The sequence below is a fragment of the Geodermatophilus sp. SYSU D01045 genome, assembly GCF_054050295.1.
In genome coordinates this window covers 1-19,788 of sequence record NZ_JBJGZB010000036.1, presented here as the reverse complement: position 1 = coordinate 19,788, position 19,788 = coordinate 1, and the positions used below count along the sequence as shown (strand labels likewise).

General features: G+C 76.2%; 18 protein-coding genes. 3 read left to right on the top strand and 15 right to left on the bottom strand.

The genetic code is table 11. From position 1 onward, the window contains the following. Positions 1–48: 48 nt before the first annotated feature. The 7 genes from ACI798_RS21070 to ACI798_RS21040 all read right to left on the bottom strand — a co-directional run bounded on the left by ACI798_RS21070 (position 49) and on the right by ACI798_RS21040 (position 8,135). Positions 49–861: a shikimate dehydrogenase gene (locus ACI798_RS21070; RefSeq protein WP_456940643.1), complete on the bottom strand. Its 813-nt coding sequence runs from the start codon at positions 859–861 to the stop codon at positions 49–51. A gap of 7 nt (positions 862–868) precedes the next feature. Further along, on the bottom strand, positions 869–2,533 hold the full coding sequence (gene mltG, locus ACI798_RS21065) for an endolytic transglycosylase MltG (protein WP_457048873.1): 1,665 nt from the start codon (positions 2,531–2,533) through the stop codon (positions 869–871). Continuing rightward, positions 2,530–3,189 (bottom strand): Holliday junction resolvase RuvX, encoded by a 660-nt coding sequence (ruvX, locus tag ACI798_RS21060; RefSeq protein ID WP_456940641.1) that lies wholly within the window; start codon positions 3,187–3,189, stop codon positions 2,530–2,532. The genes mltG and ruvX overlap by 4 nt, the downstream gene beginning before the upstream one ends. A gap of 5 nt (positions 3,190–3,194) precedes the next feature. Then, positions 3,195–5,885: an alanine--tRNA ligase gene (alaS, locus tag ACI798_RS21055; protein WP_456940640.1), complete on the bottom strand. Its 2,691-nt coding sequence runs from the start codon at positions 5,883–5,885 to the stop codon at positions 3,195–3,197. Positions 5,886–5,932: 47 nt separating this feature from the next. Then, on the bottom strand, positions 5,933–6,226 hold the full coding sequence (locus ACI798_RS21050; protein ID WP_456940639.1) for a hypothetical protein: 294 nt from the start codon (positions 6,224–6,226) through the stop codon (positions 5,933–5,935). Then, positions 6,226–6,651, bottom strand: coding sequence for a DUF948 domain-containing protein (locus ACI798_RS21045; RefSeq protein ID WP_456940638.1), 426 nt, complete (start codon positions 6,649–6,651; stop codon positions 6,226–6,228). The genes ACI798_RS21050 and ACI798_RS21045 overlap by 1 nt, the downstream gene beginning before the upstream one ends. Positions 6,652–6,761: 110 nt before the next feature. Next, positions 6,762–8,135: a replication-associated recombination protein A gene (locus ACI798_RS21040; RefSeq protein WP_456940637.1), complete on the bottom strand. Its 1,374-nt coding sequence runs from the start codon at positions 8,133–8,135 to the stop codon at positions 6,762–6,764. A gap of 35 nt (positions 8,136–8,170) precedes the next feature. Between ACI798_RS21040 and ACI798_RS21035 the strand changes: the two genes are divergently transcribed. Then, positions 8,171–9,040: an aldo/keto reductase gene (locus tag ACI798_RS21035; RefSeq protein WP_456940636.1), complete on the top strand. Its 870-nt coding sequence runs from the start codon at positions 8,171–8,173 to the stop codon at positions 9,038–9,040. Positions 9,041–9,102: 62 nt separating this feature from the next. Here the strand turns inward: ACI798_RS21035 and ACI798_RS21030 are convergent, their stop codons facing one another. From ACI798_RS21030 to ACI798_RS21015, 4 genes are all read right to left on the bottom strand, one after another. Then, positions 9,103–9,930 (bottom strand): endonuclease domain-containing protein, encoded by an 828-nt coding sequence (locus ACI798_RS21030; protein ID WP_457048872.1) that lies wholly within the window; start codon positions 9,928–9,930, stop codon positions 9,103–9,105. Between the two features lie 156 nt (positions 9,931–10,086). After that, positions 10,087–10,908, bottom strand: a complete 822-nt coding sequence (locus ACI798_RS21025; RefSeq protein WP_457048871.1) for a hypothetical protein — start codon at positions 10,906–10,908, stop codon at positions 10,087–10,089. Between the two features lie 53 nt (positions 10,909–10,961). After that, entirely contained in the window at positions 10,962–12,053 is a 1,092-nt protein-coding gene (locus tag ACI798_RS21020) for a pyridoxal-phosphate-dependent aminotransferase family protein (protein ID WP_456940633.1), read from the bottom strand. Between the two features lie 10 nt (positions 12,054–12,063). Further along, a complete protein-coding gene (locus tag ACI798_RS21015; RefSeq protein ID WP_457048870.1) occupies positions 12,064–13,389 on the bottom strand; it encodes a glycosyltransferase in 1,326 nt (441 codons plus the stop codon). A 63-nt stretch (positions 13,390–13,452) separates the two neighbouring features. Here ACI798_RS21015 and ACI798_RS21010 point away from each other — a divergent pair, with 63 nt between their 5' ends. Beyond that, entirely contained in the window at positions 13,453–13,968 is a 516-nt protein-coding gene (locus ACI798_RS21010; protein ID WP_457048869.1) for an ASCH domain-containing protein, read from the top strand. Positions 13,969–13,989: 21 nt separating this feature from the next. Here the strand turns inward: ACI798_RS21010 and aspS are convergent, their stop codons facing one another. Genes aspS through ACI798_RS20990 form a run of 4 tightly spaced genes read right to left on the bottom strand, consistent with a single transcriptional unit; the run spans position 13,990 to position 18,733 of the window. Next, the gene (gene aspS, locus ACI798_RS21005) at positions 13,990–15,765 is read right to left on the bottom strand and encodes an aspartate--tRNA ligase (protein ID WP_456940630.1); all 1,776 of its coding nucleotides are present in this window, start codon (positions 15,763–15,765) and stop codon (positions 13,990–13,992) included. Positions 15,766–15,795: 30 nt separating this feature from the next. After that, entirely contained in the window at positions 15,796–16,776 is a 981-nt protein-coding gene (locus tag ACI798_RS21000) for an aldo/keto reductase (RefSeq protein ID WP_457048868.1), read from the bottom strand. Then, a complete protein-coding gene (gene hisS, locus ACI798_RS20995; RefSeq protein ID WP_456940628.1) occupies positions 16,776–18,053 on the bottom strand; it encodes a histidine--tRNA ligase in 1,278 nt (425 codons plus the stop codon). Before hisS ends, ACI798_RS21000 begins: the two co-directional genes overlap by 1 nt. Then, entirely contained in the window at positions 18,050–18,733 is a 684-nt protein-coding gene (locus tag ACI798_RS20990) for an MBL fold metallo-hydrolase (protein ID WP_456940627.1), read from the bottom strand. The genes hisS and ACI798_RS20990 overlap by 4 nt, the downstream gene beginning before the upstream one ends. Before the next feature lie 166 nt (positions 18,734–18,899). Here ACI798_RS20990 and ACI798_RS20985 point away from each other — a divergent pair, with 166 nt between their 5' ends. Beyond that, a complete protein-coding gene (locus tag ACI798_RS20985; protein ID WP_456940626.1) occupies positions 18,900–19,760 on the top strand; it encodes a peptidylprolyl isomerase in 861 nt (286 codons plus the stop codon). The last annotated feature ends 28 nt before the right edge of the window (positions 19,761–19,788 follow it).

The following is a 19,788-nucleotide window of genomic DNA, read 5'->3' as shown; positions in this document are numbered from 1 at the left end:
GGCCCAGCGGTCCGTCCGACGAGAGCGGCCCGGACGGGACCGGCGGGGTCAGCGGGCGTCCAGCGCGGCGCGCATGGGCCCCAGCGGCGCGGGCACCCCGGTCATCAGCTCCACCTGCACCGTGGCCTGCCAGAACAGCACCTCGATGCCGCTCACCACCGTGGCGCCGGCCCGGTCGGCCGCGGCGGCCACCGGCGTGGGCCAGGGGGCGTACAGCACGTCCAGCACGGTCTGCCCGGCGCGCCAACCGAGGCCGGCGAGGTCGCGGTGCGCGCCGATCGGCACGGTGCTGACGACGACCGGCGCCTCGACCGGGCCGGGCTCCAGCCGCCGGACCACGGCCTCGACGCCGAGCACCCCGAGCACCCGGGTGACGTCGGCGGCGCGGGAGGGGTCGCGGACCAGCACGTCCACCGACTCGGCGCCGAGCTCGGCCAACGCGACGGCGGCGGCCGCGGCCGTCCCGCCCGCGCCGACGATCGCCGCGTGCGCGACCCGCTCGACGCCGGCGGTCTGCAACGCCATCCCGACGCCGTGGACGTCGGTGTTCTCCGCCCTCCACCCGGCGCCGGTGTGCACGAGGGTGTTCGCCGCACCCAGCAGCCGGGGCAGCGGCTCGACGGCGTCGGCGACGGCGACCGCCGCCTGCTTGCACGGCATGGTCACCGAGAACCCGCGCCACTCCGGGCCGAGGCCGGCGACCAGGTCGGGCAGGTCCTCGGCGCCCACGTCGAGGGCGTCGTAGGTCCAGCCGGTCAGGCCGAGCGCGGCGTACGCGGCGCGGTGCAGCAGCGGGGAGAGCGAGTGCCCGACCGGGCGGCCGAGGACGGCCGCCCGGCCGGGCGGGGCCGGTGCGGGCACGGGCCGGTCAGCCACCACACCCGAGGCCGGCGTCGGCGCACCGCTGGCGGGCCGCCAGGAACTCGTCGTAGCTGGCGGTGAAGAAGTGCCGCCCGTCCGCGGACTCCAGCACGTAGTACAGGAGGTCCCCGGTCGTCGGCGCCAGCGCCGCCTCCAGGCTCGCCTCGCCCGGCGCCGCGATCGGCGTCGGCGGGAGGCCGGCCCGGGTCCGCGTGTTGTACGGGCTGTCGGTCTGCAGGTCGCTGACGGTCAGGTCGTTGCCGTTCTTGCCGAGCCCGTAGGCCAGCGTCGCGTCGATCCCGAGCGGGATGCCGTCGGTCAGGCGGTTGTAGACGACCTGCGCCACGTTCACCCGCTCGTCGTCGACCTTGGTCTCCCGCTCGATCATCGACGCGACGACCACGACGTCGTACACCGAGCGCCCGGCCGCGGCGGCCCGCTGCTCCAGCTGCACGTCGGTGGCCATGTCGGTGAACCGGGTGACCATCGCGCGCAGCACGTCGACGGCGGTGTCGTCGGGCTCGACGTCGTAGGTCGCGGGGAACAGGAAGCCCTCGAGCTGCCCGTTCGCGTACGCCGGCAGGCCCAGCGCGGCCGGGTCGGCCGCGGCGGCCTGCAGCTCCTCCACCGGCAGGCCGGTGGTCTCCGAGATCCGCTGCAGCGTGCCCGCGAGCGTGGAGCCCTCGGGCACGGTGACCCGCGAGACCTGGCGGGCGGCCGGGTCGAGCAGCAGGTCGAGGGCGGCCTGGCCGCTCATCTGCGACCGCAGCTCGTAGACGCCGGGCTGGATGCCCGTCGCCGCCGCGTTCGCCTCGGCGGCCTCGACGAACGGCTCGGAGGAGGCGATGACGTCGGCCTCGACGAGGGTGCCGGCGATGTCGCTGAGGGTGTCGCCCTCGCCGACGCGCACCTCGACGCTGCCGGTGCCCGCGCCGGTGTAGTCCTCGGCCTCGGGGTTGACCAGGCCGATCAGCGCCCTGCCGCCGAACACGATGCCGGCGACGAGCGCGCCGAGGACCAGCAGCGCGAGGACGTTGGCCAGCGGGCTGCGGCGGCGGCCGGAGCGCCGGCGGGGCGCGGCCGCGGCGCCGTGGTCGTCGTCGGCGGCGTCGTGCAGGTCGTGGTGCCCGTCGTCGGGCTCCTCGCCGAAGACGGCGGCGGAACCGTGCTCCTCGGCGTCGTCGCGGGAGCGGCGCCGGCGCCGGCGGCCGGGTCCGGGGTCGGCGCTGCCGGCGCCGAGGACCTCGAGGCCGCCGGTGGGGTCCTCGTCGTCGGCGGGCTCGTCGTGCGGGCCGACGGCGGCCGCGGCCACGGTGGGCGCGTCGTCGGGGTCGGCGGTCCCGGTGTGGCGGGCGAGCTTCGACCACGGGCCGGACGGCCGCGGCGGGACGCCGGGCAGCGGCGGCACGGGCTGGCTGTCGCCGGGCAGCGGGCCGGTGCGGTCGTCCTCGGGCGCGCCGGCGTCATCCGGAGCGGCGTGCCGGCCGGCGGTCACCGGCCGGACGCCGTGGTCCAGCAGGCCCGCGCGGGTGGGGGTGCCGGGCGAGGCCGGGCCGGGACCGAGGGGCAGCCGCGTCGTCGCCGGACCGGCCGGCCAGGCGCCCGCGGGAGGCGCCGGGACGTCGGGCACGCCGGAGAGGCCCCGCCCGTGCGGCGGGACCGGACCGGTCACGAGCGCCCCCGCTGGGCGTCGAGGTACGCCTGGAGGATGACCACGGCGGCGGCCTGGTCGATCACGGGGCGCTGGGCGCGGCTGTCGAGCCCGTTCGCCCGCAGGGAACTGGCTGCGGTCACGGTGGAGAGCCTCTCGTCGACGAGGTGCACGGGCACGCTGCCGATGCGCCCGGCGAGTGACCGAGAGTAGGCACGCGCCTCCCGCGCGGAGGCGCCCGACGCACCCGACAGGTGCCTCGGCTCCCCCACGATCACCTCTGTCACCTCGTGTTCCTCGACGAGGGCGACGATCCGGTCGAGGTCCCCGCCGTCGCGGCGGCGCTCCACGGTCTCCAGCGGGCTGGCCAGGGTGCCGGTGGGGTCCGACAGCGCGACGCCGATCCGCACCGTGCCGACGTCGAGCCCGAGCCGGCGGCCCTGGCGGGTGCGGCGCGGCGGCAGCGGCAGCCCGGCGGGCAGCCCCTGCGACAGGTCGATCTCGGTGGTCTCGTTGCGCACCGGCGGGAAGCCGGCGCGCAGGTCGATCTGCTCGGTGCGGTGGTGCACCGGCTCCTGCGGCGGGGCCTGCCGGGGACGCGACGGCGGCACCGCCGGGCGGCCCTGCACGCGCCGCTCCCCCACCGGACCGGTCTCGTCGGGGCGCTGCTCGGGCACTCCGCTCACCTCCCTGCGGCGGTCGCGACCGCCTCTTCGCCGGCCTGCAGGGCGGCGGGGATGCCGCCCGGGTCCGTGCCGCCGCCCTGGGCGACGTCGGGCTTGCCGCCACCGCGGCCCCCGACGGGGGCGGCCGCGGCACGCAGCACGTCGCTGGCGGACAGCCCGCGCTGCTGGGCGGCGGGGTTCAGTGCTGCGACCAGAGCCACCTTGCCCCCCGACTCCGAGGCCAGCAAGACGACCCCGGGGCGCTCGCCGAGCCGCCCGCGGACGTCGAGGGCGAGGGTGCGCAGGTCACCGCCGGAGAGGCCGGCCGGCGCCGCGGTGACGACGGCGACCCCGCCGACGTCCGTGGCGCCCGCGGCCAGCTGACCGGCCGCGGCCTGGGTCTGCTGGGCGCGCAGGTCGGCGACCTCCCGCTCGACGTCGCGCAGCCGGGACAGGATGCCGCCGACCCGGTCGACCAGCCCGTCGGTGGGCGACTTGAGCAGCTCGCCGAGCTGGCGCACCAGGTCGCGCTCGCGGGCCAGGTAGCGGAAGCCCTCGAGGCCGACGACGGCCTCCACGCGCCGCGAGCCCGAGCCGACCGACGACTCGCCGGTCAGCGCGAGCGTGCCGATCTGCGCGGAGCCGGCGACGTGCGTGCCACCGCAGAGCTCGCGCGACCACGGGCCGCCGATCTCGACGACGCGCACCTGCTCGCCGTAGGTCTCGCCGAACAGCGCGAGCGCGCCGATGGCCTGGGCCTCGGGCAGCGTCATGTAGGTCGCGGTGACCCGGTGGTCGGCGCGCACGGCCGCGTTGGCGACGTCCTCGATGTCGTGCCGCTGCTGCAGGGTGAGCGCGCCCTGCCAGGCGAAGTCCAGCCGCAGGTAGCCGGGGCGGTTGTAGGAGCCCGACTGGAGTGCCTGCGGGCCGAGCACCTGGCGCAGCGCGGCGTGCACCACGTGGGTGCCCGAGTGCGCCTGGCAGGCCGACAGCCGCCACTCGCGGTCCACCTCGGCGGTGAGCTCCGCGCCCTCGGCCAGCTCGCCCTCGAGCACCCGGACCTGGTGCACGACCAGGCCCTTGACCGGCCGCTGCACGTCGAGCACCTCGGCGCGGCCGCCGTCCCAGGTGAGGGTGCCGGCGTCGGCGACCTGGCCGCCGGACTCGGCGTAGAACGGCGTCCGGTCCAGGACCACGCGGGTGACCTCGCCCGGCCCGGCCGGCGCGGCCGGGGCCCCCTCCTCCGCGGCGAGGTCGGCGACCAGGCCGAGCACGCGGGAGTCGGTGCGCAGGGTCGAGTAGGCGCGCCAGTCGGTGGGGCCGTGGTCGGCCAGCAGCCGGCGGTAGGCCAGGACGTCGACCGAGCCGGTGCGCTTGGCGCGGGCGTCGGCGCGGGCCCGGTCGCGCTGCTGCTGCATGAGCGCGCGGAAGCCGTCCTCGTCGACGGTCACGCCCTGCTCGGCAGCCATCTCGAGGGTGACGTCGATCGGGAAGCCGTAGGTGTCGTGCAGGGAGAACGCCTGCTCGCCCGACAGCGACGGCGTCCCGGCCGCCTTGGCCTGCGCCACGGCGGTGTCGAACAGCGCGGTGCCCGAGGTGAGGGTGCGCCGGAACGCCTCCTCCTCGGCGTAGGCCACGGAGCTGATCCGGTCGAAGTCGGTGACCAGCTCGGGGTAGCTCGCGCCCATCGCGTCGCGGGAGACCGGCAGCAGCTCGGGCAGCGTGGCGGCGTCGACGCCGAGCAGCCGCATCGAGCGGACGGCGCGGCGCAGCAGCCGGCGCAGGATGTAGCCGCGGCCCTCGTTGCCGGGGGTGACGCCGTCGCCGATGAGCATCAGACCGCTGCGGACGTGGTCGGCGACCACGCGCAGCCGGACGTCGGCGTCGTGGTCCTTGCCGTAGGTGACCCCGGCGAGGTCGGCGGCGCGGCGCAGCACCGGCGCCACCTCGTCGATCTCGTACAGGTTGTCGACGCCCTGCAGCAGGAAGGCCACCCGCTCCAGGCCCATGCCGGTGTCGATGTTCTTCTTCGGCAGCTCGCCGACGATCCGGAAGTCCTCCTTGCTCCGGACGTCGGTGAGCTCGTACTGCATGAAGACGAGGTTCCAGATCTCCAGGAACCGGTCGCCGGCCGTGTCGACCAGCGGGCCGCCGTCGGGGCCGAACTCCGGGCCGCGGTCGAAGTAGATCTCCGAGCACGGCCCGCCGGGGCCGTCGGCGCCGGTGTGCCAGTAGTTGTCCTTCTTGCCCAGCCGCTGGATGCGGTCCCTCGGCAGGCCGGCGATGCGGTGCCAGGCGTCGGCGGCCTCGTCGTCGTCGAGGTAGACGGTGACCCAGATGCGGTCGGGGTCGAAGCCCAGCCCGCCGTCCTCCACCCGCCCGGTGACCAGGTCCCAGGCGTGCTGGATGGCCCCCTCCTTGAAGTAGTCCCCGAAGGAGAAGTTGCCGTTCATCTGGAAGAACGTGCCGTGGCGGGTGGTCTTGCCCACCTCCTCGATGTCGAGGGTGCGCACGCACTTCTGCACACTGGTGGCCCGCGGGAACGGCGCGGGCTCGCGGCCGGTCAGGTACGGGATGAACGGCACCATGCCGGCGACGGTGAACAGCAGGGAGGGGTCCGGCGACACCAGCGAGGCGCTGGGGACGACGGTGTGCCCGCGCTGCTCGAAGTGCTGCAGGAAGCGGCGGCGGATCTCGGCGGTCTGCATGTCCTACTCGGTCCTCGATGCGGGAGCGGTCCCCGCGGGGTGGGTGCTCAGCGGTCGGCGGCGTGCGCGCCGCGCCGTCCGGGGAGCTGGAGCGGGGTCTGGTCGCGCTCGGGCAGGGGTGCGTCCAGGCCGGTGCCCGAGCGCAGCTCCTCCTCGCGCACCGCGGCCGCGGCGCGCACGTCCGCGCCGAACTCGCCGATCGCGTCGGCGAGGTCACGCAGGCCCTCGACCAGCGCGCCCGCGATGCCCTGCGGGGTGAGCTTCTCCGCGGCCCGGGACAGCTTGCGGACGACGAGCGCGCCGATGGTGATGCCCATCGCCAGCCAGAACAGCCGACGCATCAGGCGGCCCGCCGGGCGGCGCGGCGCGCGCGGCGCTCGGCCTTGTCGCGGGCGGCGGCCTCGGCGATCGCCTGGCCCTCGCGGCGCTTCCTGGTGGCGCTGCGGACGCCGTAGCTGAACGCGGCCACCTTGATCAGCGGGCTGCCCACGGTGGCGGCGACGACGCTGGTCAGCGCCGCGACGTTGCTCGACACGTTCGCCGCGTTGCCGGTGATGTCGTCGACCCGCTCGAGGTTGCTGTTGACCTGGGCGATCGTCGTCTGCGCCTGGGTGAGGATCGGCCGGCTGTCCTCCCGGGTCTGCCGGATGGTCAGCGTGGCCTCGTCCAGGGTGCGTCCCAGCTTCAGCAGCGGGACGGCCAGCAGCAGCACCAGCAGCACCAGCGCCAGGGCGGCGATCAGTCCGGCCCACTCTCCTGCGGACACGCGGCGTCTCCTCTTCTCCGTCGGCGGCCGGCGTGGTCGGCAACGACCGGCGTGGCCACAGTAGTCGCGGCCCCCGGCGCTCCTCCGGTGCGCCGGACGACACCGGCCCGTCAGGCGCCCCGGCCGGTCCGCTCGGCGCCCCGGCTCTCCCGCGGGTGCCGTCGGACGATCGCCCGGAGCTTGCCCAGGCGGGCGCCGATGCCGGCCTCCACGCCGCGGGGGGTGGGCCGGTAGTAGTCGCGGCCGACCAGCCCGTCGGGCGGGTACTGCTGCGGCACGATCCCGTCGGGCGCGTCGTGCGGGTAGACGTAGGTCGAGCCGTGGCCCAGCTTCTTGGCCCCGGCGTAGTGGGCGTCGCGCAGGCCGGCCGGCACCGGCCCGCCGAGGCCGGCGCGGACGTCGGCCACCGACTCGCCGATCGCCACCGTCACCGCGTTCGACTTCGGCGCCGTGGCCAGGTGGACGACGGCGTGCGCCAGCGGGAAGTGCCCCTCGGGCATGCCGATGAGCTGCACCGCCTGCGCGGCGGCGACCGCGGTCTGCAGCGCCGTCGGGTCGGCCATGCCGATGTCCTCGCTGGCGGAGATGACCAGCCGGCGGGCGATGAACCGCGGGTCCTCCCCCGCCACCACCATCCGGGCGAGGTAGTGCAGCGCGGCGTCGACGTCGCTGCCGCGGATCGACTTGATCAGCGCGCTGGCGACGTCGTAGTGCATGTCGCCCTGGCGGTCGTAGCGCACCGCGGCCTGCGCGACGGCGGTCTCCAGGGTGGCGAGGTCGATCTCGCCTGAGCCCGCGGCCCGCGCGGCACCCGCCCCGGACTCCAGCGCGGTCAGCGCCTTGCGCCCGTCGCCGCCGGCGACGCGGACGAGGTGCTCCTCGGCCTCCCGGCTCAGCGTGAGCGCCCCGCCGAGCCCGCGGTCGCTGGTCAGCGCCCGGTGCAGCAGCGCGCGGACGTCGTCGTCGGACAGCGGTTGCAGCGCGAGCACCAGGCTGCGCGACAGCAGCGGGCTGACGACGGAGAAGAACGGGTTCTCGGTGGTGGCGGCGATCAGGCTGACGATGCGGTCCTCGACGGCCGACAGCAGCGAGTCCTGCTGGGTCTTGGAGAACCGGTGCACCTCGTCGATGAACAGCACGGTGCGCCGGCCGGCGTAGGTGAGCTCGCGCCTGGCCGCGGTGATGACCGCGCGGACCTCCTTGACGCCGGCGTCGAGCGCGGACAGCTGCACGAACTGCCGCTTGGTGGCCAGCGAGATGACGTGCGCCAGCGTCGTCTTGCCGGTGCCGGGTGGGCCGTAGAGGACCAGCGACATCGGCTCGTCGGCCTCGACCAGGCGGCGCAGCGGCGCCCGCGGGCCGAGCAGGTGGGTCTGGCCGACGACCTCGTCGAGGGAGCGCGGACGCATGCGCACCGCCAGCGGCGCACCCGGGTCGACGGCGTCGCCGGTGACCTCCGCCGGCTCGTCGAACAAGGACGTCACGGGTAGCGACGCTACCCGCGGGGCACGACAGCCCCGTGCACCAGCGACGCATCGGAGACCGCACCGTCAGCGCGATCGGCCTGGGGGCCATGCCCCTGTCGACCAAGACCGACCGACCCACCCGCGAGGAGGCGGTCGCCGTCGTCCACGCGGCCCTGGACGCCGGCGTGACCCTGGTCGACACCGCCGACGCCTACGCCCGCGACGAGGCCGAGTTCGGGCACAACGAGACGCTCGTGGCCGAGGCGCTGGCGTCCTACGGGCCGGGCGCGGGCGACGTGCTGGTGGCCACCAAGGGCGGGCACACCCGGCGGGGCACCGACTGGGAACTCGACGGCTCGCCGGCGTACCTGCGGAAGGCGTGCGAGGCCTCGCTGCGGCGCCTGGGCGTGGACGCGATCGGCCTGTACCAGTACCACCGGCCCGACCCGGACACGCCGTGGGAGGAGTCGATGGGCGCGCTGCGGCAGCTCGCCGACGACGGCCTGGTGCAGATGGTCGGCATCTCCAACGCCGACGTCGCGCAGATCGACGTCGCCCGCTCGATCGTCGGCCCGGCGCTGGCGGCGGTGCAGAACCAGTTCTCGCCGGGGTGGCGCTTCTCGGCCGGCGAGGTCGAGCACTGCGCGGCGCACGGGCTGGCGTTCCTGCCGTGGAGCCCGTTCGGCGGCGTCACCGCGGCCGGGTCGCTGTCGGCCACCGCGCCGGCGTTCGCGGAGGTGGCGTCCGAGCTGGGCGTGTCGGTGTACCGGGTGACGCTGGCCTGGCACCTCGCCCAGGCCGACGTCGTCGTGCCCATCCCCGGCGCGTCGCGGCCGGCGTCCATCCAGGACTCCGCCGCCGCGGCCGACCTGGAGCTGACGCCCGAGCAGCTCGCCCACCTCGACGGGTCGACGCCGGGTTGATCACCGGCTCGTCGCCACTCACGTCGGCGTGTCCGCGCGTGTCGGCGGCAACGACCCGATGATCAACTCCCCGGGCGCCACCCCCGGCTGAGCAGCGCCCGCAGCGTCCGCTCGACCACGACGGCGGGGCCGGTCAGGTGCCGCGCCGCGAAGCGGAGTACGAGCCACCCGCCCGCGGCCGTCAGCGAGTACCGGTCGACGTCGCGCCCGAACTGCTCCGCCTCGGCGTGCTGTCGCCCCTCGTACTCGATCGCCAGCCGGTGTTCGGCGTACCCGAGGTCGGCGTGCGCGACCACCCGGCCCCGGCGGTCGACGACCGGCACCTGCGCCTGCGGGGCCGGCAAGTCGCTCGTCGTCAGCCAGTAGCGCAGCAGGCTCTCCGGGCGGGACACCGCGTGCCGGGACAGCAGCGGCGCGCACTCCCGCGCGCGGACGACGCCCCGGGTCCGGCCGGCCCGGCCGAGGCGCCGCTCGAGCGCCACCGCGTCGAGGCGCCCTGCGCGGAGCAGCGCGTCGCCCACCGCGACCAGTTCGGCCGGCGGGAGCCGTGGCGCCAGGTCGAGGAACGTCTGCGCCCCGGAGGTCACCTGCAGACCCGCGACCTCGGTCACGTCCTCGCTGCGCAGCTCCCGGACGTGCACCGCGAGCCCGCGCCGCTGCGGGAGCACCGGCCGCGGACGCAACACGACCTCGACCTCAGGTGAAGGGTCAGTGTGAGCGCCGAGCAGCGTCCACGCGCGGCAGCGGGCGGCCAGACCCGTCTCCGCGGCGGCCGAGAGGTGCAGGCCGCGGGTCAGCCGCCGCCCGTCAGCGGCCACCTGCCGCCGTCGGGCCCCGGCCGCGCGGGCCTCCGTCCACGTGTGGACCAGCGGCAGCTCGACGTCGTCCATGCCGGGACAGTGCGGCCGGTCCGGGCCCCCGCCGGGCCGGAGCGGCCGGTTGTGGACGCCGTGGCGCCTGTGGACACGCCGCGCCCGCTGTCGATCATCGCCTCGTCGCCACCCGCGTCGGCGTGTCTGCGCGTGTCAGCGGCAACGCCCCGGTGATCAACTCGCAGGAGCGGATCCCGCCAGCGCGCGGCGGCGGCCGTCCAGCAGCACCGCCACGAACACCGCGCCCACGAGCGCGGCCACCCACGGTCCCCAGTCCCGGCCCGTGGGGGACGCCGCCAGGCCGAAGACCTGCCACGCCCCCGACAGCGCATCGCCGAGGGTCCGCGGCAGGCCGGCGCCGGGCCGCAGCAGGGGTTCCAGCCACGCCACCGCGGTCAGCGCCGGGCCGACCAGCCAGGCGCCCAGCACGACCACCGGCCACACGACCAGCCGCGCCACCGGCCGGACGCCGACCACCACCAGCGCTGCCGCCAGCAGGACGGCCTGCAGCCACACCAGCGCGGTGCGGAGGCCGGACCCGTACGCCGACGACGGCAGCAGCAGCGAGAGCCACCCCGGCAGCAGGCCGGCCGCCAGCCCGAGCACCACGCCCGCCCCGGCGGGACCGGCGAGGACGAGGGACCCGGCGCCCCACGCCAGCACGCCGAGGCCGGCGGTCAGCACGGCGAGCCCGGTCAGCACGCGCGGGTCGGAGTCGAAGCCCGCGCCGGCGTCCGGGGCCGCCACCGACTGCACCAGGGTGACCGCGATCCCCAGGACGGCGCCGCACCCGGTCGCGACCAGCGCGGCCCGGCGCCGCCCCGCCGGCACGAGCAGCGCCAGCGCGCCGGCCAGCAGCCCGCCGACCGCGGCGCCGAGCACCAGCGACGTGAGCAGCCCGGCCCGCAGCGGCAGCACGATCGGCGCCCCGCGCCCCATCCCGTGCAGCAGCCAGGGCAGGAAGCCCGCGCACCAGGCCGGCGCGGCGAACGGCACGAGCGCCCAGACCGGGAGCCGCCGGGCGACTCCCGGCGGGCTGACCGCAGCGCTCAGCGGCCCAGCACCTCGCGCAGCGCGGCCAGCACGAGGGCGACCGTGTCGGGGCGGGCGTTGTGGCCCATGAGCCCGATCCGCCAGACCGTGGCCGCGTACGCGCCGACCCCGCCGCCGATCTCCAGGTCGTAGCGCTCGAGCAGCTCCTTGCGCACGGCCGCGGAGTCGACGCCGTCGGGCACCCGCACGGTGGTGAGCTCCGGCAGCCGGTGCCCCTCGGCGGCGAACAGCTCCAGGCCCATCTCCTGCAGGCCCTCGTGCAGCAGCCGGCCGGCCTCGGCGTGCCGGGCGTGCACCGCGTCCAGGCCCTCCTCGAGGATCCGGCCGAGCCCGGCGTGCAGCGACACGACCATCCCGGTCGGCGCGGTGTGGTGGTAGGTGCGGCCACCGGACCCGGCCGCCTCCCCCGCGTAGCCGCCGAGCATGCCGAGGTCGAGGTACCAGCTGCGCGGCTTCTCCACCCGCCGCTCCCAGGCCCGCTCGTCGATCGTGAACGGGGCCAGGCCGGGGGCCACGCCGAGGCACTTCTGCGAGCCGGAGTAGGCGAGGTCGACGCCCCAGTCGTCCAGCCGCACCGGGATGCCGCCCAGCGAGGTCACGCAGTCGGCGAGCAGCAGCGCGTCGCCCTTGCCGGCCGCCAGCGGCTCCAGGTCCGACAGCACGCCGGTCGAGGTCTCCGCGTGGACGGCGGCGATCAGCTTCGGTGCGGGGTGCGCCTCGAGGACCCGGGCGGCGTCCACGGGACAGCCCCACTCGTGGTCGACCCGCACCACCTCGGCGCCGCACCGCGACGCGACGTCGACCATCCGCTCGCCGAACAGCCCGTTGACCGCCACGACGACGACGTCGCCCGGCCCCACGGTGTTGACGAACGCCGCCTCCATCCCCGCCGACCCCGTGGCCGACAGCGGCAGCGTGCGCCGGTTGGCCGTGCCGAACACGGTGCGCAGCCGGTCGGAGGTCTCGTCGAGGACGGCGAGGAACGCCGGGTCGAGGTGGCCGAGCAGCGGCTGCCCGAGCGCGACCGTCGCCTCCGGGTAGGGGTTGGAGGGGCCGGGACCGAGCAGGGTGCGGGCGCGCAGCGGCATGCGCCGCACCCTAGGACCGGCCTCCCGCGACCGCTCCCCCGACACCCCACGGGTCGGCGTCCGCACGCTCCACCGGACCGCCCTCGGTGACCAGCCGTTCCAGCAGGTCCGCGGCGGCCGCGGCGCCGCCGTGCCGGGCCAGCGAGGCCGCCACCACGCCCGCGCGGGACCGGAAGCCGGGGTCGGCGAGCACCTCCGCGACCGCCTCCGCCACCCGCCGCGGCGTCGGCCGGCCGGTCCGCAGGTCGACGCCGGCGCCGGAGGCGGCCACCCGGCGGGCGATCTCCGGCTTGTCGAGCGTGCCGCCGGCCACCACCAGCGGCACCCCGGCCCCCAGCGCCGCCAGCACGCCGCCCCACCCGCCGTTGGTGACCACCACCGCCGTCCGCGGCAGCAGCACGTCGTACGGGAGGAACTCCGCCTGCCGCCCGTTCGGCGGCACGGCGTCCGCCGGCAGCGCCCCCGACCCGGTGGCGGCCGCGACCACGACGGGAGCGCAGGCCAGCCCGCGCAGGGCCGGGAGCAGCAGGTCGCGCGGGTCGACGTCGTAGGTGCCCTGGGTGACGTGCACGACCGGGCGGCCGTCGGCGAGCAGCTCCGGCCACCACGGCGGCGGCTCGCGGCCGGCGGGCGGCGGCGCGAGCTGCCCGACGAAGTGCACCTGACGGGGCAGGTCGCCGCGCGGGTGTTCGAGTTCGGGGACGCCGTGGGCGAGCACCAGCTGTGGTGAGGCGAAGGCCTCCAGCGCCGCGGACCGTGCCGGCGGCAGGCCGGCCTCGGCGCGCACCTCGGTGAGGACGGCGTCCATGCGGCGGACCAGGGTGCGCGCCACCAGCGCCCGCAGCGCGGCGTCCCGGGCCCGCCCGAGCCGGCCGCGCCCCGGCAGCAGGCCGGTGCCGAAGGGCGGCAGGTCCCGCGACGGCATCGACAGCGGGACCAGCGACACCGACGCCCACGGGGTCCCGGTGCGCTCGGCGACCAGGCTGCAGCCCAGCGCCAGCTGGTCGCTGACCAGCAGGTCCACCGGCCCGACGGCCTCGATGTCGTGGGCCTGGCCCGGGCCGGTGCGCAGGAACACGTGCTCCAGGTTGGTGGCCACCGCCCGCATGCCACGGCCGTCGCCCACCTGCGGGAACGTCGCGCGCAGGTCGGTGTCGTCGAAGTCCGGCGCCCGCTCCCACGGCACCCAGGTCGCCCCGGCGGCGGTGAACCGCGCCGCGTACCTCCGGCCGGTGTGGGCGAGCACCTCGTGGCCGCGGGCGGTCAGCTCCGCGGCCAGCGCGGCCATGGGTGCGGCGTGGCCGGCGAAGGGCATCGCGGCGACCAGCACCCGCATCGCACACCTCCGTCCGTGCGCGCAGTCTCCCGCGCAGGCGCCCGGCGCGTCGAGGATGGGCCGGTGAGCACCGACGACGCACCGGGCGCGCCGCGCCGCGAGGAGGCCGCCGCGATGTGGGCGGCGTACACGGCGAGCCGCCCCGGCGGCGGCCCGCCCGAGGACGAGCCGCCCGTCGAGCGCTTCGGCGACAGCCGCGCGCTGGCCGACGAGCTGATCGGGCTGGTGCTCGCCGGCACCAAGCGGGCCACCGCGGGCCTGGTCGCCGACTTCGCGCACGAGGGCGAGCCGCTGCCCCGCATCGGCGGGCACTGGATCGCCTGCGACGGCGAGGGCCGCCCGCGCGCGGTCCTGCGCAGCACCGAGCTGCGCGTCGGCCGGCTCGACAGCGTCGACGACGCCTTCGCGTGGGACGAGGGCGAGGACGACCGCACCCGCGCGAGCTGGCTCGCGGGTCACCTGCGCTACTTCACCCGCACGCAGGCAGCCCGCGGGCAGGTCTGGGACGACGCGCTCGAGGTCGTGTTCGAGCGCTTCCGCGTCGTCTGGCCGCCCGAGGTGGCCGACCGGGCCGGCTGAGCAGCCGGCCCGGCCGGGCGGTCACCTCGTCGGGTCGCTCGGCCCCGGGGCGCCGGGCTCGCCGGGCAGCGCCGGCTCCTCGGCGACGGCGTCGATGCCCGCCTCCTTGCGCTGCGCGTCGGTGATCGGCGTCGGCGCGCCGGTCAGCGGGTCGTAGCCGGCGCCGGTCTTCGGGAAGGCGATGACCTCGCGGATCGACTCGACCCCGGCCAGCAGCGCGGTCAGCCGATCCCAGCCCAGCGCGGCGCCGGCGTGCGGCGGCGGGCCGTAGGCGAAGGCCTCGAGGAAGAACCCGAACCGCTCGCGGGCCTCCTCGCGGGACATGCCGAGGGTCTCGAACACCCGCTCCTGCAGCTCGGGGTCCGCGATCCGGACCGAGCCGCTGGCCAGCTCGTTGCCGTTGACGACCAGGTCGTAGGCGTCGGACAGCGCGTTCGCCTTGTCCTCGGCGAACCGGTCGCGCCACTCCGGCGTGGGCGAGGTGAACGGGTGGTGCATGAACGTCCAGTCGCCGTCCTCGGTCTCCTCGAACATGGGGAAGTCGACGACGAACAGGAACGACCAGGAGCCGGGCTCGACGAGCTCCAGCCGCCGGGCGATCTCGTTGCGCGCGGCGCCGAGGAGCTCCTGGGAGGACCGGCGCGGGCCCGCGGCGAAGAACACGCAGTCGCCCGGGTCCGCGCCCACGGCGGCCACGAGCCCCTCGCGCTCGGTGTCGGAGATGTTCTTGGCCACCGGCCCGCCGAGGGTGCCGTCCTCGGCGACGGTCACGTAGGCCAGCCCGCGGTAGCCGCGCGAGCGGGCCCAGTCCTGCCAGCCGTCGAACGCCCGCCGCGGCTGCGACCCGCCGCCGGGCATGACCACCGCGCCCACGTAGGGCGCCTGGAACACCCGGAACGGCGTCTCGGCGAAGAACTCGGTCAGCTCGGTGAGCTCGATGCCGAAGCGCAGGTCGGGCTTGTCCGACCCGAACCGGTCCATCGCCTCGCGGTAGGTCATCCGCGGGATCTCGGGCACGTCGTAGGAGGCCAGCTCCCGCCACAGCGCCCGGACGACGTCCTCGACGACGGCCAGGACGTCGTCGCGCTCGACGAAGCTCATCTCGAAGTCGAGCTGGGTGAACTCCGGCTGCCGGTCGGCGCGGAAGTCCTCGTCCCGGAAGCAGCGGGCGATCTGGTAGTAGCGCTCCAGCCCGCCGATCATCAGCAGCTGCTTGAACAGCTGCGGGGACTGCGGCAGCGCGTACCACTTGCCCGGCTGCAGCCGCACCGGCACGAGGAAGTCCCGCGCGCCCTCGGGGGTCGAGCGGGTGAGGTCCGGCGTCTCCACCTCGACGAAGCCGTGGCCGGCCATGACGCCGCGGGCGATCCGGTTGACCTCGCTGCGCAGCCGCAGGATCCGGGCCGGGCCCTGCCGGCGCAGGTCGAGGTAGCGGTACTTGTAGCGGACGTCGTCGCTGGCGGCCTGGTCGGTCTCGATCGGGAACGGCAGCGGCGCCGCCGGCGACAGCACCCGCAGCTCGGCGGCGGCCACCTCGACCTCGCCGGTGGGCAGCTCGGGGTTCTCGTTGCCCGCCGGCCGCTGCCGGACCTCGCCGCTCACCAGCACGCAGAACTCGGCGCGGAGGTGGTGCGCCTCCTCCTCGCGGACGACGACCTGGACGTAACCCGAGGCGTCGCGCAGGTCGACGAAGACGACGCCGCCGTGGTCGCGCCGGCGGGCCACCCAGCCGGCGAGGGTGACGGTGGAACCGGCGTCGGACGCGCGCAGCGTGCCGGCGTCGTGGGTGCGGAGCACAGGGGTCTCTCTCTCAGGGGGTGTGGGGGATCACCAGCGGTCGTGGACGTGCTGCCGGATGCGCTCGTCGTAGAGCCGCTCGAGGTCGGCGAGCTCGGCGTCGGTCAGCGGCGCGAGATCGGCAGCGGCGACGTTCGACCGGACCTGCTCCACCGAGCGGGCGCCGGGGATGACGCAGGTGACGCCGGGCTGCTGGACCACCCAGCGCAGCGCCACCTGGGCCGGGACCCGGTCGCCGCAGATCGCGGTGAACTCCCGCGCGGCGGCCACGCCGACCTCGTAGGGCACGCCGGAGAAGGTCTCGCCCACGTCGAAGGCCTCGCCGCGGCGGTTGTAGTTGCGGTGGTCGTCGGCGCCGAACGTCGTCGACTCGTCGTACTTCCCGGACAGCAGGCCGCTGGCCAGCGGCACCCGCGCGAGGATGCCGACGCCGCGCGCGGCCGCCGCGGGCAGCAGCTCCTCCAGCGGCTTGCGGCGGAAGACGTTGAGGATCACCTGGACGGTGGCGACGCCGGGGTGCTCGAGCGCGGTCAGCCCCTCGGCGACGGTCTCCACCGAGACGCCGTAGGCCGCGATCGCGCCGTCGGCGACCATCGCGTCGAGCGCGTCGTACACCCGCTGGTCGGAGTAGACCGCGGTCGGCGGGCAGTGCAGCTGCACCAGGTCGAGGGTGTCGACGCCGAGGTTGCGCCGCGACCGGTCGACCCACGCCCGCAGGTTCTCCGGCGTGTACTGCGCCGCCTCGAACGGGTCGGCGCGGCGGCCGGCCTTGGTGGCCACGAACGGCCGCTCCGACCGGGTGGCCAGCGCCTTGCGGATGCGCTCCTCGCTGCGGCCGTCGCCGTAGACGTCGGCGGTGTCGAGCAGGGTCACGCCGGCGTCGAGGGCGGCGTCGAGGACCCCGCCCGCGCTCTCCTCGTCGACGTCGCCCCAGTCACCACCCAGCTGCCACGTGCCCAGGCCGACGACGCCGACCTCCGCGCCGGTCCGTCCGAGGGGTCGGGTCTCCATCACTCGCTCACCACTCCCGTAGCAACCGCAGCTCTCAGCGCCTCGAACAGGTCACCCACGGGGACGGCGCGCTGCTCCCCCGTGCGCAGGTCCTTCAGCTGGCCGACGCCCTCGGCCAGGTCCCGCTCGCCGACGACGACCGCGTGCGTGGCACCCGACCGGTCGGCGGCCTTCATCGCGCCCTTGAGCCCGCGGTCGCCGTAGACGGTGTCCGCGGGGACGCCGGCCTGGCGCAGCTGCCCGACCAGCCGGACCGCCAGCCGCTTGGCGTCGGCGCCCAGCGGCACGACGAACGCCTGCACGCCGGGGGCGGCGGCGACGTCGAGCCCCTCGGCCTGCACCGCCAGCAGCGTCCGGTCGACGCCGACGGCGTAGCCGATGCCGCTGACGTCCGGGCCGCCGAGCGCCGCGGACAGCCCGTCGTAGCGGCCGCCGCCGCCGATCGCCGACTGCGCGCCCAGCCCGTGGTGCACGAACTCGAACGTCGTCTTCGTGTAGTAGTCCAGGCCGCGCACCAGCCGGGGCGCCTCGGTCCAGGTGACGCCGAGGTCGGTCAGGTGCTGGCGGACGGCGTCGTAGTGCGCCCTCGTGGAGTCCGACAGGTGGTCGACCATCAGCGGGGCGTCGTCGAGCTGCGCCTGCACCTCGGGCCGCTTGTCGTCGAGCACCCGCAGCGGGTTGATCTCCGCCCGGCGCCGGGTCTCCTCGTCGAGGTCCAGCTTCTCCAGGTAGGCGACGAGCAGCTCGCGGTACTGCGGCCGGCAGGTGGCGTCGCCGAGCGAGGTGAGCAGCAGCTCGAAGTCGGTGAGCCCGAGGTCGCGGAAGCCCTGCACGCCCAGCGCCACGACCTCGGCGTCCAGGGCCGGGTCGTCGACGCCGAGGGCCTCCATGTCGACCTGCGTGAAGTGCCGGTAGCGGCCGGCCTGCGGGCGCTCGTAGCGGAACGCCGAGCCGACGGTCCACAGCTTCACCGGCAGCGGGCCGGTGTGCAGCCGGTGCTCGATGAACGCCCGCATGAGCCCGGCGGTGAGCTCGGGCCGCAGCGTGAGCGAGCGACCGCCGCGGTCGTCGAAGGTGTACATCTCCTTCGTCACGACGTCGGTGGACTCCCCCACGCCGCGGGAGAACACCGCGGTCTCCTCGAACACCGGCGTCTCGACGTAGCCGTAGCCGGCCCGCCGCAGCGGCGCGGTGAGCGTCTCGCGGACGGCGAGGAACCGCGCCGAGTCCGGCGGCAGGACGTCGAAGGTCCCCTTGGGCGCGCTGAGCCCGCTCACAGGCCCCGCCCCTTCGGAGCCGACGCCGCCTCGGCCAGGTACGGGTTGGTCGCCCGCTCGCGGCCGATCGTCGTCGCCGGGCCGTGGCCGGGCAGCACGACGGTCTCGTCGTCGAGCGGCAGCACCACGTCGCGCAGCGAGGCGAGCATGGACTCCCAGGAGCCGCCGGGCAGGTCCACCCGGCCGACCGACCCGGCGAACAGCACGTCACCGGCGAGCAGGCCGGGCGCCTCCCCCAGGTCGAGGGAGAAGACCACCGAGCCCCGCGTGTGCCCGGGCGCGTGACGGACGGTCAGCTCCACGCCGGCCAGCGTGAGCACGGTGCCGTCGTCGAGCGGCTTCACGTCGGTGGGGTCGGGCAGCCGGACGCCGGTGACCAGCGGCGCCAGCGCCGGGCCGTGCCAGCGCGCGGGGTCGGCGAGCATGCCCGAGTCGTCGGGGTGCAGGTAGGCCGGGATGTCGTAGCCCTCGCAGACGGGCAGCACGGAGAAGGTGTGGTCGAGGTGGCCGTGGGTGAGCACGACGGCGACCGGCTTGAGGCCGTCGTCGGCGAGCACCCGGGCCAGCGGCTCGACCGCGTCCATGCCCGGGTCGACGACGACGCACTCCTGGCCGGGCCCGGGGGCGACGGCGTAGCAGTTGGTGCCGAAGGCGCCGGCCGGGAACGAGCGGATGAGCACCCGTGCAGGTTACGCGGGGGATCGGGGCCGCTCCGGTCCGGCAACCGAGGGTGCACAGGCGCGGCACCTACACTCGCGGATCGACCAGCGGGGAGACCGCGGAGCGCGGCCGAGGCCGGATCCGGACCCCGCGGAACAGTCGTCCGTCCGAGGAGTGTCCCGACCCGTGCCGACCAACAAGCAGCGGCGGGTTGCCGCCCAGCGCCGCCTGCAGCGCCAGCTCGAGCGGCGCGCCGAGCTCGCCCGCAAGCGCCGTCGCAACCTGCTCGTCGTGGTGACCGTGATGGCCGTCGTGCTCGTCGCCGGGGCGGTGGCCCTGGTCGCCGGGCTCGGCGGGGACGACGACGACAGCGCCCGGGCCGCCGCCAGCAGCAGCTCGGCCGCCGCCACCGGGGGCACCGAGGCGACCGCCGCCCCCGCGGTCACCAACGCCGACGGCACCGTCACCTGCACCTACGCGCCCGACACGTCGGGCAACCCGAACCTGACCGACGTCGGCACCCCGCCGGACCCGGCCTCCACCCCGGCCAGCGGCACGGTGCAGCTGCTCATGAGCACCGACCAGGGCGACGTCCCCCTGACCCTCGACCGCGCCAAGGCCCCGTGTGCCGCGGCCAGTTTCGCCTTCCTCGCCTCGCAGCAGTTCTTCGACGGCAGCACCTGCCACCGCGAGGTCAACCAGCCGACCTTCGGCGTGCTGCAGTGCGGCGACCCGACCGGCACCGGCTCCGGCGGCCCGACCTACAAGTTCGCCGAGGAGGTCACGCCGGAGACGACCTACCCGCGCGGCACGATCGCCATGGCCAACAGCGGCACGCCCGGCTCCACGGGCAGCCAGTTCTTCCTCTGCTTCGTCGACACCGACCTGCCGCCGGACTACACGGCGGTCGGCACCGTGGACGAGGCGGGCCTCGCGGTGCTCGACACCGTCGCCGCGGCGGGCAACGACGGCTCGTTCGAGCCGAGCCCCGGCGGCGGCGCGCCGAACCTCCCGGTGACCATCACCTCGATGACCGTCGTCGCGTGAGGCCGGCGCGGGCGGGCGCCGGCCTCAC

Coding starts and splice junctions, on each gene's coding strand:
- alaS (WP_456940640.1), bottom strand. CDS start 5,885: ATGCAGACCGCCGAGATCCGCCGCCGCTTCCTGCAGCACTTCGAGCAG.
- ACI798_RS21050 (WP_456940639.1), bottom strand. CDS start 6,226: ATGCGTCGGCTGTTCTGGCTGGCGATGGGCATCACCATCGGCGCGCTC.
- ACI798_RS21030 (WP_457048872.1), bottom strand. CDS start 9,930: ATGGACGACGTCGAGCTGCCGCTGGTCCACACGTGGACGGAGGCCCGC.
- ACI798_RS21020 (WP_456940633.1), bottom strand. CDS start 12,053: ATGCCGCTGCGCGCCCGCACCCTGCTCGGTCCCGGCCCCTCCAACCCC.
- ACI798_RS21015 (WP_457048870.1), bottom strand. CDS start 13,389: ATGCGGGTGCTGGTCGCCGCGATGCCCTTCGCCGGCCACGCCGCACCC.
- ACI798_RS21000 (WP_457048868.1), bottom strand. CDS start 16,776: ATGGAGACCCGACCCCTCGGACGGACCGGCGCGGAGGTCGGCGTCGTC.